The following is a 13,827-nucleotide window of genomic DNA, read 5'->3' as shown; positions in this document are numbered from 1 at the left end:
GGATAGTGTCACGCGGATCCGCTGAAGGCCAGGATTTCTCGTAATGAAACAACCTCACCGATGACGATGAGCGCCGGTGCGCAAAAGCCTGCGGCGTCACTTTTTGCTGCAAGTTGCGACAGCGGAGCCGTCAGTACCTGCTGGGCGGGGGTGCTTGCCCGCATCACGACCGCAGCGGGTGTTGCCGACGCTTTCCCCGCCCTGATAAGTTCATCGCAAATCGTATGAATCTGCGACATACCCATCAGAATGACCAGCGTACCCGACAGTTGCGCCAGTGCGCTCCAGTCCTGCGGGGCTTTGCCATCCTGTAAATGACCCGTCACAACATGGAAGCTGGAAGCACAGTGGCGATGCGTCACTGGGATCCCCGCCATTGCCAGTCCGCCGATGGCAGACGTTATTCCAGGTACGATATCGACCGCGATCCCTGCTTCATGCAAGGCCTGAGCCTCTTCACTCCCGCGTCCGAAAACAAAAGGGTCACCACCTTTCAGGCGGACCACTCTGAGTCCACGACGGGCGCAGTCAATCAGGATCTGGTTGATCTGTGGTTGTGGAATCGGGTGGCAGTTGGCTTCTTTGCCCACATCATAAAACTCACTGTTATCAGGCGCTTCCTTAAGCAGAAGCGGATTAACCAGTCTGTCATAGACCACTGCCTGCGCGTCGCGCAAACATGCTAATCCTTTTACCGTCATCAGCCCCGGATCGCCGGGGCCTGCGCCGACCAGCCAGACTTTACCTATCATACGCACTCCCCGGCGTATTCCGGCAGCGCAATACGCATCACATCACGCGCTATCATCAGCTCTTCGTTGGTGCTGATAACGGCGACTTTTACCATCGATTGTTCCGTCTGAATAAAGGTCTCATTGCGGCTGTTTTTTCCGGCGTCAACCTCCACTCCCAGGAAGTGAAGATCGCGGCACACCGCCGCTCGCACACGCGCCGAGTTCTCACCAATACCACCAGTAAACAGCAGGACGTCCAGCCCACCCATTTGCATTATGTAGCTTCCAAGGGTTGCCCGTATGCGCTCCACGAAAAGCGTCAACGCCAGCGCCGCACGCTCGTTGCCTTCCCGGGCGGCCTCTTCGACATCGCGGAAATCATTGGACACGCCCGATACACCCAGCAATCCGGATTCATTATTAATCAGGGTATTCAGCTGTTGTGGCGTAAGCCCTTCACGCTGTGCCACCCAGGGTAAAATCGAGGGGTCGATATCGCCACTGCGCGTGCCCATCATCACACCTGACTGCGGCGTAAAGCCCATCGACGTATTAACAGAGCGCCCCTCTTTAATGGCGCACAGACTACTACCGTTGCCCAAATGACAGGTAACGACGCGCAAAGCACTCAAAGGTACACCCAGTTTCTCTGCCATTAACTGGCTGACATATTTGTGGCTGGTGCCGTGGAAGCCGTAACGACGAATGCCCAGATCGGTGTAATAACGCCACGGCAAAGGATAGATAAAAGCCCCCTGATCCAGCGTCTGGTGAAAAGCGGTATCGAAAACGGCAACGGCAGGAGCGTGGGGCAGTGCCTGCTTAAAAACATGAATGCCTGCCGCATTGACCGGATTGTGTAACGGCGCCAGTTCTGACAAGCGTTCAATTTCTGCCAGCACCTCATCGGTTATGAGGGCCGAATCTTTAAAGCTTTCACCACCGTGCGCGACACGATGCCCGACGCCGTCAATCGCCGCCAATGAGGAGATTATCTGATGTGAAAGCAGCGTTTCCAGCAGCAGCATCGCCGCGGTGTTGTGATCGGCTATGGCGCGAGTCTCCTGCCATTTTTTCTCACCCTGTTTCAGGGTAAAGATGGCATCTGAAAGCCCAATACGTTCAATCAAACCCTGACACAGTACCGTTCCGGCAGGCATGGTAATGAGCTGAAATTTCAGGGAAGAACTACCGGCGTTAACCGCCATTATGGTGCGGGACATGAAGACTCCTGAGACTGAAGATGAGCAATCACCGCCGCAATGCCCTGACCGGTCTGCGCGCTGGTGATGAAAAGTTGTTGAGCGCCGGATTGCGTCAGCCACTGACCTGCCAGGTCTGTCTGGTCTTTACCAGCCAGATCGGCTTTAGTGACGATGCCAATGGTCGGGCGATTCATCGGTAAGGTAAATCCCGGGGAGAACGGACACCACCGGGCATCGGCATTGAGTACCAGTGCGACAATGTCTGCCTCGCAGGCGCTGGTTAGCAGCGCGCTGTAGAGACAACGGTTTTCAAGGTACTCACCCGGTGTATCAATCGTTTCCGGTGACCAGACGATAGCTTGTGTTTTCTGGTAACGAATCGCCTCACCCCGCAGACGCTGGGTGAGTGAGGTTTTACCGCACTGGCTTGGGCCAATTAACATCATTCTTTTCATGGCATCAGGTCCGTGTCACCTGACAGGTGGTGAAGCGCAGCATTTCCCCCAGCGAACGGGTCACCTGACGCAGGGCATATTCCACTGAAGAGACATCCCCGGTCAGTACCACGGCACCGGTAAATCGATCGATAAAACCGATCTCGACGGCACCTGATTTTGTGGCGATATCGCAGGCAATGATGGAGGCTTCACTGGGGGTAATGGTTAAAATACCAATCGCCGATGCCGTCTCGCTCAACCCCAGTTTCTTGTAGAGATCTTTTCCGGGATTGGCTATCAGATGGGCCAGTGTGACCTGTTTACCCGGGACATACTCCTGGATCATGCGTTCCGTAGTGTGTTGCGTTTCCATTAGCCCTCCACAATCTGTCGCCACATAGCCTCGTGAGGACGAGGAATAACGGACCGATAGACCAGCAGCCCTTTCTCTCCTGCACTCTCACTGGCCACTGTCACCGCGTTTTCAACATCAGAAATGTCGCCCGCAACCACCATGTAACACTTACCACCGATGCCGAAAGCCATATGTACGCGTACCAGCGTCACGTTCGCTGCTTTGACTGCCCTGTCGGCGGCACTGATGCAGGCGGCCACGCTCCAGGTTTCGACGATACCCACGGCCTGCCGTTTTTCTACAGCGTTCAGTCCGCTGATCGCAGGTAAGACTGCTGCATGAATATTGGCAAGCACAATGCTGTCGACCAGCATTTCGCCGGCTCTGCTCTCACCGGCCGCAATGGACTGCTGCACGGCACCCACATCACCGCCAATCATCAGCAGAAACTTGCCGGGGCAGAGGGTTTTACTCACAAGTAGCGTGACGTTAGCGCTTTTCAGCATGACATCGCCAAGCTCCATCCCTTTCGCAATGCTGGTAAGTTCAAGTATTCCAATAGCTTGTGACATGGTTATCCTCGTACAACTGTAATTGCCTGGTCCGTCACCGACGCAATAACGCCGTCGATGCTGGCATGCAGCGGCACGCCGAGCGCCCCCAGAGGAACGTCCGCAATGCATTCACCTCGTGAAACCCTGTCGCCCTGCCTTACGGAGGGTACGGCGGGCGTGCCAATGTGCTGACGCAGCGGGAGTACCACCTGAGCAGGGGTAACGGTGAGCGCTTTAATTGGTGCATCCTGATACCAGTCGTTTAATCCGAGTTTGGTTATCAGCCTTTTGACCGGCGTCAGGCGATAGCGCGCCATTTCATCAGCCTCACGCAGCGGGCCTTCATAACGTGCGCCGCTGGCGCGAAGTTCGGCTTTAAGGAGACGATTTACCCGCATAGGCGAAATGCCGACCGGGCAGGCAACGCTTTCGCAAACGTTGCACTCTGAGCAGGTTAATGCGCTCAGTAACGTGGAAGGGGTGGCGACATTCTGATAATTGACCGCTCTCACCAGCAGGTGTGGCGAGAGTTCATGACCAATAATGTGGCGCGGGCATAAATCGGTGCAGAGTCGACAATGCTCGCAAACAGTACGGGCAATACTGAGTACCGTTTTGTCATCCTGCCTGCGGCGGGTAATTAACGGATGCGTATCTGGCAGAACCAGCAAGCCGCCGGTGGTCTTGGTGACCGGGGTATCCAGAGAGGTGATAAGCCCTCCCATCATAGGCCCGCCGTTGATAAAACCCGGCGCATCAACCGTTGCTCCTCCGGCAAGGGTAAGCACCTCCCTGAGGGAGATGCCCAGGGGAACGGTCACCGTCAGTGGATGATGAACCGCGCCGTTGACGGTCAGCGTGCGGCGCGTAACGGGGTAGTTATCTTCCACGGCCCGGGCGATATTCAACACCGTCTGCACATTGTTCACCACCACGCCAACGCTGGTAGGCAATGCCGCCGGAGGCACCCGCAGACCCGTTGCCAGCCAGATGGTGATAACTTCATCTCCCGCAGGGTAGACATCCGGCAAAATATGCAGACGGATTGTCGGCGGCAGCAAGGGGGTTAGCGCCTCGACTGCGGCGTGATACTTCTCTTTTAGCGCGATAATGCCTTGCGTTGCCCCGGTCGCGCGCATGCCATAAAGAATGCCGCGCACCAGACGCGCGGCCTGCTGTGGCATAAGCTGTTGATCCACTTTTAACATAGGCTCGCATTCAGCGGCGTTAACGAGAAAAATCTCGACCTGAGCCTGTAATTTCACGTGGGTGGGAAAACCTGCGCCTCCGGCACCAACCACGCCTCCAGCACGGACGCTTTCACGAATATCATCTGCGCTGGCAGGGCTAACCTCTCCCCACGCAGGGGCGACAAAGGCGACTTCACTCACAATAATTCCTCCAGCAAATGACGAATGGCGCTGGCATCAGCATGGCGCGGTGTCGTTTTGAGGGTGACATCTGCCAGAGCAGCGTCGACCATGCCGGGAATGCGCGCGCGAAAAGCAGAAGCGGTGGTATTGAGCGCCCCCGCAAGGGTCGGAATGTTGCACTGCTTTTTCAGTTGCTCGATCTGTCGCACCAGAGCATTGACGGCCAACTGTTCATTAGCCGTCGATGGGCAAAAATGGCAGGCTTTGGCAATACGCGCGTAGCGATGGGCTGCACGTTTGTCTTTGGCATTAAAATGGATGACAGGGGTCAGCAGCAGCGCATTCGCCAGTCCGTGCGGCAGGTGAAATTGCCCTCCTAACTGGTGGGCTATGGCATGGTTTATGCCCAACCCGGACTGGCTGAACGCCATGCCAGCCAGCGTGGCGGCATTGTGCATTTTCTCGCGCGTGGCCAGGCAGTCTCCGTTGCGCACTGCGACCGGCAAATACTTAAACACCAGTTGGGCTGCCTTTTCGGCCAGCGCATCGGTAAAATCGCTGGCCTCAGGAGACACGTAAGCTTCAAGCGCATGAGTCAACACGTCGAGCCCGGTGTTTGCCGTAATAGCGGGTGGGACGCTCACCACCAGTGCCGGATCGAGAATGGCGATATCCGGGTAGAGTGCGTTATCAAACAGCGGATATTTAATGCCCTTCTGCGGATCGCTTATGACGCACGCGCTGGTGACTTCGGATCCTGTCCCACTGGTGGTAGGGATCGCCACGCAGGTTTCGATATCAATACCCAGCTGTTTGCTGAACCAGACAATCGCCTTCGCTGCATCCAGAGCAGAGCCGCCACCAAAACCGATGACCACAGCCGGCTTGAGCGTCTGCATTTGTGCGATGCCCTCAACCACCGTCGCTATGGTCGGATCCGGCGTAATATCACTAAAGACACTCAGTCGGTTATCCGGCGCAATCGCCTGCTTCAACATATCAATCAGCGGCGAGTGAGCAAGAAAACCGTCGCAAATGATCCAGATGTCCTTATTGCGAAAGCGTTTTAAGGCTCCGAGGCTTCCCACTCCGCTATAGAGTCGCGTTTGTAGCGAGAATCTGTTCATAACCACTCCGGTTAGCGAATCGAAAAGCCGTTCGTCAGTACACAACGACGGGAACGGGCAAAGGTTTTTGCCGACGTCGTACCTTCACCCGTCGGGGTTGCAATGGTAAAGGTGGTGAAACCCTCGCCACCGACGCCGATGCCGGCATAGGAAGGGCCGTTTTTCACGAAAATCGACGTCTGCAGACGGCGTGCGGCCAGGTTCAACCGGGAGACGTTTTGCGAGTGCATGACTGCCGTATGGTGCAGACCTTCTTCAACCACCAACGCCAGTGCCAGTGCGGCTTCGAAGTTATCTACACGGACGACGGGTAAAACCGGCATCAATTGTTCAGCGGTTACCAGGGGATCGTCTCCGGCAACCTCAGCGATAAGCAGGCGAGGCGCTTTAGGTGGAACCGTTAACCCGGCTGCCTGCAGGATGGTCGCCGGACTTTTACCAACCAGTTTTTTATTGGCGACACCGTCAATAATGCAGACGGCGCGCAGTTTATCGATATCACTGCCGGTGATGCGCAGTGCGCCGAAGGCTTGCATCTGCTGAATAAGTTTGTCAGCAACGCACGCCACAACGATCAGGCTTTTTTCTGCAATGCAGGGCAGGTTGTAATCGAAGGAAGCGCCGTTAATGATATCTTCGGCAGCTTTGACAAGATCAGCGGTCTCATCAACGATGCAGGGTGGGTTGCCAGCGCCTGCACCCACCACTTTTTTGCCGCTTTTGAGACCCATCAGTACAATCCCTGGCCCACCGGTGATGGCCAGCAGAGCAATTTTGGGGTGGGCCATCATCTGCTGAGTGGCTTCAAAAGTCGGTTCGCTAACGGTAACCACCAGGTTGCGAATGCCCGTGTGGCGAAACGTAATGTCCTCAATCAGACGAATCAACGTAAGGGACACTTTTTTGGCACCCGGATGCGGACTGAAATAGATGGTATTGCCCGCAGCCAGCATGCTGATGCTGTTATTGATAATGGTCTCGGTCGGGTTGGTACTGGGTGCGACTGAACCAATCACGCCGAAGGGCGAATATTCAAACAGCACCATACCGCCGTCACCCGTCAAGGCAGTGGTGGTGAGATCCTCAACGCCTGGCGTGTTTTCCAGCGCGGCTTTGTTCTTCAGGAATTTATCTTCTTTGTTGCCCATCCCGGTTTCAACGGCGCTCTCTTCTGCAAGGGTGGCCAGATGTGGTGCCAGTTCTGCACGAAGACCGCTGATAAGTGCGCTGCGGGTTTTTAATGGGCACTGCTGGTAACGTAAAAAAGCCTGATGTGCAGCCTCAATTGCCTCGGCAGGCGTGGCAAACACCCCGTGGCTGGCGCTCGCTTGTTTTTCCTCAACCGGAGCGAGTTGTTCGCTCAGAATGGCGCGAATGAGCGTTTCCAGATCTGATGAATTCATTATTTTGTTCCCATATTTATCGCCGCAAGTGCGGTCTGAGCAATATCCATGTCCTGTTCAACGGAGCCTCCGCTGATACCAAGACCACCAATAATGTTGCCGTCGCGCCAGAGGGGAAAACCTCCGCCAAAGGTCACGACCTTGCCGTCCATGTGCGTTTCGAGTCCATACAGCGCGCAGCCGGGTTGGACTGCGTCGGAGAGTTCATGCGTAGGCGATTTCATGGCGACCGCTGTCCATGCTTTTTTGGGGGCCAGATCGTTGCTCACCAGTAATGCGTCTGGCATACGCCAGGTGAGCATGGCGATCCCGTTTGCATCCACTACGCTAACCACGACCGGGATGTGCAATTCAGCCGCACGGGTCATTGCGGCTTTAACTACCTGATGAAGCTCATGAAAGGAAAGCGAATGCGGATCCTCTTTTCTCTCAGGCAGTTGTGTGGCTGCCCGGTATCGTGTCGTCACCTCGCGAATGACCTTTTCCTGGTGGGCGAGATGGTCTTCAAGACGCGCCAGGGCAAACAAACAGTCGGAAAGGCGATTGATGTAACGCATCAGGACCTGGCGGACGTTAATCTGCTCGTTTAATTCAACCAGACGTCTTTCGGCTCGCCGGGCAAGCGTGCGGGCAAAATGCAATCTGGCGGCGGCTTCACACCGTCCGGGTAAAATAAAGCTGTGTACGCTATCGACCAGAGACATGGCCGTGTCGATAGCCCGTTCCAGAGCCTCTATCTCCCCGGCGCTGATGTAGCGCTGCTCAGGAGAGGGCGTCTCACTTTCGCTGGCAAGCTCGGCGCTGAACCAGAAAATTTGCAGTTCAATCGCTTCCAGCAGAGCGCGGCTTTCAGGCGAACGCACTGCGCAGGCACAGAGGCTTAAGGCTGAATTCAGCTCGTCCAGCGTGCCGTAGGTTTCCACACGCGGATGGGTTTTGCTTACGCGCTGACCGCTGAAAAGGGCGGTAGTGCCCGCGTCGCCTGTTCGGGTATAAATGGCCATCGCGTCTCCTTAGCGTGAAAGGGTGTCAACAATGCCCACGACGGCCAGATCGATGGCTTCATTGGGGCCGGAAAACACATGTCTCGCACTGGAACCACTGCTCAGAAGCACCAGTTCACCAATGCCAGCCCCCACGGAGTCCACGGCAACCTCATCGCCTTGCGTGGGGTGGGGCGGCAACGTGCCGTCGGCACTCACCCGACGAACCAGCAGCAATTTTTTGCCGACCAGGGACGCCGATTTTTGGGTGGAAACCACCGAACCTGTAACCTTAGCGAGATGCATGATTTACTCCTGCTGCACGAGTCGAATGTGCTGTGTTGCCATCGCCTCACGAGCCAGCACAGTGATAATGGTCTTACGGGATGTGACTACCCAGCCGCCGCCCAACCCGAGGATATCCCGATAGCTCAGCACCTTGTTTTTGCAATACCTGATGCTGTTTTCATGTTCATCACAGAGCGACAGCGGCAGGGTTGCCAGTCCGGCGAGCGGCAGACAGCGCAACAGGCTACTGTTGATACTGACGGTCACCTTCATCCCTAATGAAAACGCTTCGAACAAATTGGCAACGGCAGTGTTCTCCTGGTCTCCGTCCGCTAACTGACGCAAGAAACAGATGTCCGTATGCTGCACATGCAATGTGTCATGCTTCAGAAAAAGCGCCGTCGCTGAGGCGTGACGCAGCGCATCCTGACTAATGGCAACAGCATTGTTGACGCGGGCAAGCAGACGCGCAGCGATGATGTCGACGAGGTGCTGCATCTGTTCGTTGCTCATGCGTGCGTAACCAGGCGGGCGAATGCGCCCGGTTCGTCGGCGCCTGATGCATTGGCTTCGTCAGTGTCGATATGCATTTCAAGTAACAGGCCTGGTGAAACCCGGACCGCGACATCATCAAAAATGACGCGGCGTCCGGTTCCTTCAATGGCTACCCTCACGTTTTCACCGTGGGATACGCGCAGGACTAAGGCATCCAGCGGCGACATATGAATGTGGCGCTGCGCCACAATCACCCCATTCGCCAGCTCGATTTCGGCATAAGGGCTGACGACTTTGATGCCCGGTGTGCCTGCCAGATTGCCGGACATACGAAGCAGGGCCGCGACACCCAGCGTGCGCGCGTCGGTGCGAGAGATTTCAACCTGGCTTGCGCCGCGCAGTGGGCCAAGGAGGCGCACATTTTTCAGCTGCCCTTTCGGGCCGACTAAGGTCACGGTTTGTTCCGCAGCAAAATAACCAGGTTGCATCAGCGCTTTTTTAACCGTGACGGATTGCCCTGGAAACAATCGTTCAAAATCCTGTGGCGACAAATGGATATGTCGGTTCGATATACCCAACGGAATGGGACGCGCCCGCATCTCATCCAGCACCTGAGTTACTGCATTTTCAACGACGTGCTTATCCATAGTTATTCTCCTCGCTGTCCGCTATGAAGACATAGCGTGCGTGGTTCCCCCTTCAGACGGGTGCAGGCCGGATCCAGACAAAGATTGCAAGTGACCTGATTTCCCACGTTGTGAAGCAGGAGTGAAGGTGCGGGTTCTCCTGCTATGATGTGCATGTCCGCGACGGTATCTGTTGGCGTCACTGCCTCTTCTTCCATCGTCTCTGTTGGCGTATCGGCGATGAGGGCGGCCTCTGGTGCCGCTGGCAAAAGACCCTCTGCAGGCCGCGCGATAACTTTCTGCGCTACCAGCCCGTCCCGCGCACTGGCAAAATGTGCACCAGTGATGATGGCCGACTGAACAGAGGCCACATCACCGGTAACTTTGATAACGGTCCAGCCGGAACCATTGGTTTTTTCCATACCAATCAGCGTGATGGAAGCGGCTTTCGCCATAACATCCGCGCAACTGATGGCCAGTGCCAGACCGCTAACTTCAAGTAACCCCAGTGATTGCTTCACGCTGTGCTCCTCTGACTGCCTGTCAGGCTGATTTAGGTAAAATGGCTTCGACGTCGCTATGCGGACGCGGGATCACATGGCTTGATTTCACTTCACCCACCGCACTGGCCGCAGCTGCACCTGCGTCTACGGCCGCTTTTACTGCGCCCACATCTCCGCGCACCATAACGGTTATCAGACCTGAGCCAATTTTTTCGTATCCCACCAGCTGCACGTTGGCGGATTTCACCATCGCATCAGCGGCTTCAATTGCCCCTACAAGACCTTTCGTTTCGACCAGTCCCAATGCATTGTTCATACTGCGATTCTCCTGTTTATGGATAAACGGGGTTACCTGAACGGTATCCCTTTAACCAGTCTGGCGGCGTTGTTACCCGCGGCTCGCCGGGACTGGAGATCTTCATGACGCATCAGGCAAAAAAGCGGCGCTGATGCAGGTAAATTTCGGTAGTGGATCACCAGTTTTTCATTGTCACAGCCTACGCCGACCAGCAGCGCCGACTGATTGGCTGCCTGCCATGCATGGGCAACAACGTCCACGCCGGAGGCCTGCTGCCAGCGCCAGGGAATACCTTCTTCTTCGATACCCCACAGCACTTCCTGCCAGAGCGACTGGCACTCCGACAGTGCCGTTATCACTATCACCGGGCTGTCCTGATTAATTTCCATCAGCGAACTCCTTCTGCCAGGAGAGAATGAGGCCGGTGGCTACGGCGTTACGTGGACCTTCAACGCCGCGAATGTTGCCGCGTCCGGCAACCAGTCGGTAATGGGCGAGAGCATCGGTCACCAGCTGCGGTATTTCGAAATCGAGCGAAGAGCCGCCAACCAGCACGACAAAGGGGATATCGCGAATGTTGCCGGTCGGGCTAACCTGGCGTAGTGCACGCAGAGCGTTGGTGACGAAAACGCGCTCTTTCGCACTGCGACGAATCAAACGGATCTTTTCCAGCGCCAGGTCACCAGGTAAAGGCACCAGCTCGTCTGGTTTCACGACGCAGACGCGGGCGAACACAGTGGGCGGGAGTGGTTCGGGAAAGAACTGTACGCTGCCGTCTTCATGACGCAGATGGAAGAGGCTTTCTACTTTCGCCAGCGGGTATTTTTTGATCTCTTCAGCCAGATAGCGATCGTCAAGGCCCAGTTCCCGGGCGATGATCATGGTGACCATGTCCCCGGCTCCCGCGAGATGGGTGGCGGTAATGTCCCCTTGAGGGTTGATGATGGAGGCATCGGTTGAGCCCGCGCCTAAATCAAGAATAGCCAGAGGTCTGGATGTGCCCGGCGTAGTGAGAGCGCCAAATATGGCCGCTTCGGCTTCTGCGCCGCCAACCTGCACATCGACATGCAGCTGTTGTTCAATTTCACGAGCGATCATGGCCATCTGCAGACGGTCTGATTTGACCATGGAGGCGATTCCCACTGCCTGCTCCAGTGAAAATTCTCCGGCCAGGCCGCCGGTTACATTGACGGGAACCGCGGTATCGACGGCCAGCAGATCCTGGATAAAGACCTCGCTGCTCGGTTTGTTGGTCAGTTCAGCCATCGTCTGGCGAACGTGCTCAAGCATACCGCCGATATTCGTACCGGATTCACCGGTAACATTATCCAGCGCCGGACACTCATTCACCGCTTTCATGATGGCATCGGCTCCGGCGGCAACATCAACACGCCACGTTCTGCCTTTGGCGATAAGCTCAATGTTTCCGGCCGGAATGGATCGTGCTTTCACATCTCCTGAGGGGGTTTTGACGACCACTGCGGAGCGGTTGCCAATCAACGCTCGTGCTACAGGCACGATGTTGCGCGTCTCATCGGCGCTTAATGAAAATACGGTCGCTATGCCATAAGGGTTAGAGAGGTTTTCAATCACCTTGCCCGGCATTGCTACTTCAATGGCCGCCAGCATGCCCTGCGGAATACGTTCGATATATAAAACTTCATCCACGATAGGGATCTTTCGATCGAGACGATTACTGACCAGCACACCATCATCCCGTTGCAGGATGATGCCGTTGATCTGGTAACCGGCTTTTGAGGCAGCGTTCACCATCTCTGCCACATCAGTAAAATCAAAATCAGCGGAAACGACCAGGATGTATGGCTGTTCCGCCGGATGAGTGAGAAGTTCCGCCGGCGTGATGGTAATACCAACCCCCAGACCAATACCGCCTGGGGTTTTGGGGTTGTGACCAATCATGGTGGATTCCGTGATGATGGTTTCCGTTATGGTTTCCATCGCCACGTCACCAATTACCGGTGTTGCTTCATTTATACGGATAAGCGAAATATCGCTGACAGAGATACCGACCCCTTCAACCACACGGTTGAGTGCCTCTTTGATACCAAACACATTGCGCAACGTGCCTTTAATGCCGGTGGTTTCAGCAAGTGCACTGCTCACAATCTTTAACGTGCCCGCATCATCTTTTACGGCAAGCGCCACTTCGGTTGATGAGTTTCCAATATCAATGCCAGCTATATAACGCATAAATCATCCCTGTATTTAATCGTCACCTTTGAGCTTTTTACGCTCGACATACAGCGCAGCGGCTTCGCGAACAAACGCTGCACAAATTTTTGCTTTGTACCTGCTTTCCAGATCCTCAGCGATGTCCAGCAGCTCTTGTTGAGTGGAGCGATAAGGGCGCAGGGCATTGTAGATTTCAAGGATGCGGTCATCCGGCACGGCCGTGAGTTCCGCCGCGCGCTCAAAGTTCACCGCCAGAAGGTCGCGACCGGCATCTTTGGCGATCGATGCCTGAATACGCAGCGTGTGAGGGGTGATACGCATATCCTGGGCGGTGATTTTGCCGCTCAGCACGTTGTCGAGCGTCAGTTCATCAAGGGTCTTATTGGTTGATGTTTTGACCCATTCAGGGTGCTTATTCGCCAGCGGATAATCGCTAACCTTTGCCTGATGTGCCGTTTCGCTCGCAGGCGGAGCGACTGCTGCAGCAGGCGTCGCCCCTTGCAGAGTGTTCATCCGGCTAAGCACATCACGAACCATTGATTCAATTGCATCAGCATTCATGGTGTTATCCTTTTAAAGCGCAACGCGCAGCTCTTGCGGGTTTTTACCCGTCACGACGAATTTTGTTTCTTTGATATGCAGAATGGCTGACTTGGCCTGATACTTCGGACGCGCCATCTGGTCATTAAGCGTGGGCACAGGTTGTGGTGATTCACGCTTGGCGTAACGCGCCGCGTTTTTGCCAATCTGGCGGTACGTTTCCAGCGTCAGCAAGGGGGCCTGCGGGAACAGCTCAAGGTTTGAGAGCGGGGGCAGTCCCTGCTGGTGGATAACCGTCGTGCCTTTGGACTGGATCCCGACGGAGATACCGGAGCCGCTCAGACGGTTGCCTTCCACGGCCATAAATGCGACATCAGACGATTTGAAACAGCGGATAACACGTGCTTTAACGCCTTCTTCCTCAATACCTGCGATAACTTCACGCAAAATACTTTTGTGCGATAAGCCCACAATATTCACGGTCTGAGAGAGTCCGAAGGCTGGCCCGACGGCAATGATCACCTCATCCTGTAAGGTGCCTGGTTTCGCTTCACCGGTTTCGGTCAGGAAACTGCTTTCGCTACCCGTGGCGAGTTTTGCCGGGGTGGCCGGTGCAGCACTAAACGACACCGGTTTGTCGCTGGTTTGCATTTCCGACAGCACGCCTTCGATTATCTGGCGCAGTAACTTTTCATTAATTTCCATCATTCACC

Annotated in this window: 17 protein-coding genes and 2 pseudogenes; all 19 read right to left on the bottom strand. The window is 55.4% G+C overall.

Translation table 11 applies throughout. The features are described 5' to 3' along the window. Positions 1-8: 8 nt before the first annotated feature. The 19 genes and pseudogenes from cobA to KXR87_RS06405 all read right to left on the bottom strand — a co-directional run bounded on the left by cobA (position 9) and on the right by KXR87_RS06405 (position 13,819). Positions 9-752, bottom strand: a complete 744-nt coding sequence (gene cobA / locus KXR87_RS06495) for a uroporphyrinogen-III C-methyltransferase (protein ID WP_437431437.1) — start codon at positions 750-752, stop codon at positions 9-11. Beyond that, on the bottom strand, positions 749-1,957 hold the full coding sequence (locus tag KXR87_RS06490) for an acetate/propionate family kinase (protein ID WP_437431436.1): 1,209 nt from the start codon (positions 1,955-1,957) through the stop codon (positions 749-751). Before KXR87_RS06490 ends, cobA begins: the two co-directional genes overlap by 4 nt. Beyond that, positions 1,942-2,394 (bottom strand): propanediol utilization protein PduV, encoded by a 453-nt coding sequence (gene pduV / locus KXR87_RS06485; RefSeq protein WP_437431435.1) that lies wholly within the window; start codon positions 2,392-2,394, stop codon positions 1,942-1,944. Before pduV ends, KXR87_RS06490 begins: the two co-directional genes overlap by 16 nt. Positions 2,395-2,398: 4 nt before the next feature. Beyond that, entirely contained in the window at positions 2,399-2,749 is a 351-nt protein-coding gene (gene pduU, locus KXR87_RS06480; RefSeq protein ID WP_437431434.1) for a propanediol utilization microcompartment protein PduU, read from the bottom strand. Next, complete coding sequence (pduT, locus tag KXR87_RS06475) at positions 2,749-3,303, bottom strand: propanediol utilization microcompartment protein PduT (RefSeq protein ID WP_437431433.1); 555 nt, start codon at positions 3,301-3,303, stop codon at positions 2,749-2,751. The genes pduU and pduT overlap by 1 nt, the downstream gene beginning before the upstream one ends. Positions 3,304-3,305: 2 nt before the next feature. Further along, positions 3,306-4,676, bottom strand: coding sequence for a 4Fe-4S dicluster domain-containing protein (locus tag KXR87_RS06470; protein ID WP_437431432.1), 1,371 nt, complete (start codon positions 4,674-4,676; stop codon positions 3,306-3,308). Beyond that, positions 4,673-5,785 (bottom strand): 1-propanol dehydrogenase PduQ, encoded by a 1,113-nt coding sequence (locus tag KXR87_RS06465; RefSeq protein WP_437431431.1) that lies wholly within the window; start codon positions 5,783-5,785, stop codon positions 4,673-4,675. The genes KXR87_RS06470 and KXR87_RS06465 overlap by 4 nt, the downstream gene beginning before the upstream one ends. An 11-nt stretch (positions 5,786-5,796) precedes the next feature. Beyond that, complete coding sequence (pduP, locus tag KXR87_RS06460; protein ID WP_437431430.1) at positions 5,797-7,188, bottom strand: CoA-acylating propionaldehyde dehydrogenase PduP; 1,392 nt, start codon at positions 7,186-7,188, stop codon at positions 5,797-5,799. Beyond that, positions 7,188-8,192, bottom strand: coding sequence for a two-domain cob(I)yrinic acid a,c-diamide adenosyltransferase PduO (gene pduO / locus KXR87_RS06455; protein WP_437431429.1), 1,005 nt, complete (start codon positions 8,190-8,192; stop codon positions 7,188-7,190). Before pduO ends, pduP begins: the two co-directional genes overlap by 1 nt. Before the next feature lie 9 nt (positions 8,193-8,201). Continuing rightward, positions 8,202-8,477 carry a EutN/CcmL family microcompartment protein gene (locus KXR87_RS06450; protein ID WP_437431428.1) on the bottom strand — a complete coding sequence of 92 codons (276 nt, stop codon included), beginning with the start codon at positions 8,475-8,477 and terminating at the stop codon, positions 8,202-8,204. 3 nt (positions 8,478-8,480) lie between these two features. After that, positions 8,481-8,972, bottom strand: a complete 492-nt coding sequence (pduM, locus tag KXR87_RS06445) for a PduM family microcompartment protein (RefSeq protein ID WP_437431427.1) — start codon at positions 8,970-8,972, stop codon at positions 8,481-8,483. Beyond that, positions 8,969-9,601: a phosphate propanoyltransferase gene (locus KXR87_RS06440; RefSeq protein ID WP_437431426.1), complete on the bottom strand. Its 633-nt coding sequence runs from the start codon at positions 9,599-9,601 to the stop codon at positions 8,969-8,971. The genes pduM and KXR87_RS06440 overlap by 4 nt, the downstream gene beginning before the upstream one ends. A 2-nt stretch (positions 9,602-9,603) precedes the next feature. Further along, positions 9,604-9,696, bottom strand: a pseudogene (locus KXR87_RS06435) (microcompartment protein); the annotation flags it as partial. A gap of 155 nt (positions 9,697-9,851) precedes the next feature. Then, positions 9,852-10,101, bottom strand: a pseudogene (locus KXR87_RS06430) (BMC domain-containing protein); the annotation flags it as partial. A 22-nt stretch (positions 10,102-10,123) separates the two neighbouring features. After that, complete coding sequence (gene pduJ / locus KXR87_RS06425) at positions 10,124-10,399, bottom strand: propanediol utilization microcompartment protein PduJ (protein WP_437431425.1); 276 nt, start codon at positions 10,397-10,399, stop codon at positions 10,124-10,126. A gap of 32 nt (positions 10,400-10,431) precedes the next feature. Continuing rightward, the gene (locus KXR87_RS06420; RefSeq protein WP_437431424.1) at positions 10,432-10,770 is read right to left on the bottom strand and encodes a glycerol dehydratase reactivase beta/small subunit family protein; all 339 of its coding nucleotides are present in this window, start codon (positions 10,768-10,770) and stop codon (positions 10,432-10,434) included. Continuing rightward, the gene (locus tag KXR87_RS06415; protein WP_437431423.1) at positions 10,760-12,592 is read right to left on the bottom strand and encodes a diol dehydratase reactivase subunit alpha; all 1,833 of its coding nucleotides are present in this window, start codon (positions 12,590-12,592) and stop codon (positions 10,760-10,762) included. The genes KXR87_RS06420 and KXR87_RS06415 overlap by 11 nt, the downstream gene beginning before the upstream one ends. A 15-nt stretch (positions 12,593-12,607) precedes the next feature. Next, positions 12,608-13,135 (bottom strand): propanediol dehydratase small subunit PduE, encoded by a 528-nt coding sequence (pduE, locus tag KXR87_RS06410; RefSeq protein ID WP_437431422.1) that lies wholly within the window; start codon positions 13,133-13,135, stop codon positions 12,608-12,610. Positions 13,136-13,147: 12 nt separating this feature from the next. After that, the gene (locus tag KXR87_RS06405) at positions 13,148-13,819 is read right to left on the bottom strand and encodes a propanediol/glycerol family dehydratase medium subunit (RefSeq protein ID WP_437431528.1); all 672 of its coding nucleotides are present in this window, start codon (positions 13,817-13,819) and stop codon (positions 13,148-13,150) included. Between the last annotated feature and the right edge of the window lie 8 nt (positions 13,820-13,827).

Origin of the sequence: Yokenella regensburgei, assembly GCF_051486985.1 — a bacterium.
Lineage (GTDB): Bacteria > Pseudomonadota > Gammaproteobacteria > Enterobacterales > Enterobacteriaceae > CBFFRJ01.
This window is presented reverse-complemented; position numbering and strand designations above follow the sequence as displayed.

Bases quoted from the DNA above. Each gene is read 5' to 3' on its own strand.
- cobA (WP_437431437.1), bottom strand. From the start codon at position 752: ATGATAGGTAAAGTCTGGCTGGTCGGCGCAGGCCCCGGCGATCCGGGG.
- KXR87_RS06490 (WP_437431436.1), bottom strand. From the start codon at position 1,957: ATGTCCCGCACCATAATGGCGGTTAACGCCGGTAGTTCTTCCCTGAAA.
- pduV (WP_437431435.1), bottom strand. From the start codon at position 2,394: ATGAAAAGAATGATGTTAATTGGCCCAAGCCAGTGCGGTAAAACCTCA.
- pduU (WP_437431434.1), bottom strand. From the start codon at position 2,749: ATGGAAACGCAACACACTACGGAACGCATGATCCAGGAGTATGTCCCG.
- pduT (WP_437431433.1), bottom strand. From the start codon at position 3,303: ATGTCACAAGCTATTGGAATACTTGAACTTACCAGCATTGCGAAAGGG.
- KXR87_RS06465 (WP_437431431.1), bottom strand. From the start codon at position 5,785: ATGAACAGATTCTCGCTACAAACGCGACTCTATAGCGGAGTGGGAAGC.
- pduP (WP_437431430.1), bottom strand. From the start codon at position 7,188: ATGAATTCATCAGATCTGGAAACGCTCATTCGCGCCATTCTGAGCGAA.
- pduO (WP_437431429.1), bottom strand. From the start codon at position 8,192: ATGGCCATTTATACCCGAACAGGCGACGCGGGCACTACCGCCCTTTTC.
- KXR87_RS06450 (WP_437431428.1), bottom strand. From the start codon at position 8,477: ATGCATCTCGCTAAGGTTACAGGTTCGGTGGTTTCCACCCAAAAATCG.
- pduM (WP_437431427.1), bottom strand. From the start codon at position 8,972: ATGAGCAACGAACAGATGCAGCACCTCGTCGACATCATCGCTGCGCGT.
- KXR87_RS06440 (WP_437431426.1), bottom strand. From the start codon at position 9,601: ATGGATAAGCACGTCGTTGAAAATGCAGTAACTCAGGTGCTGGATGAG.
- pduJ (WP_437431425.1), bottom strand. From the start codon at position 10,399: ATGAACAATGCATTGGGACTGGTCGAAACGAAAGGTCTTGTAGGGGCA.
- KXR87_RS06420 (WP_437431424.1), bottom strand. From the start codon at position 10,770: ATGGAAATTAATCAGGACAGCCCGGTGATAGTGATAACGGCACTGTCG.
- KXR87_RS06415 (WP_437431423.1), bottom strand. From the start codon at position 12,592: ATGCGTTATATAGCTGGCATTGATATTGGAAACTCATCAACCGAAGTG.
- pduE (WP_437431422.1), bottom strand. From the start codon at position 13,135: ATGAATGCTGATGCAATTGAATCAATGGTTCGTGATGTGCTTAGCCGG.
- KXR87_RS06405 (WP_437431528.1), bottom strand. From the start codon at position 13,819: ATGGAAATTAATGAAAAGTTACTGCGCCAGATAATCGAAGGCGTGCTG.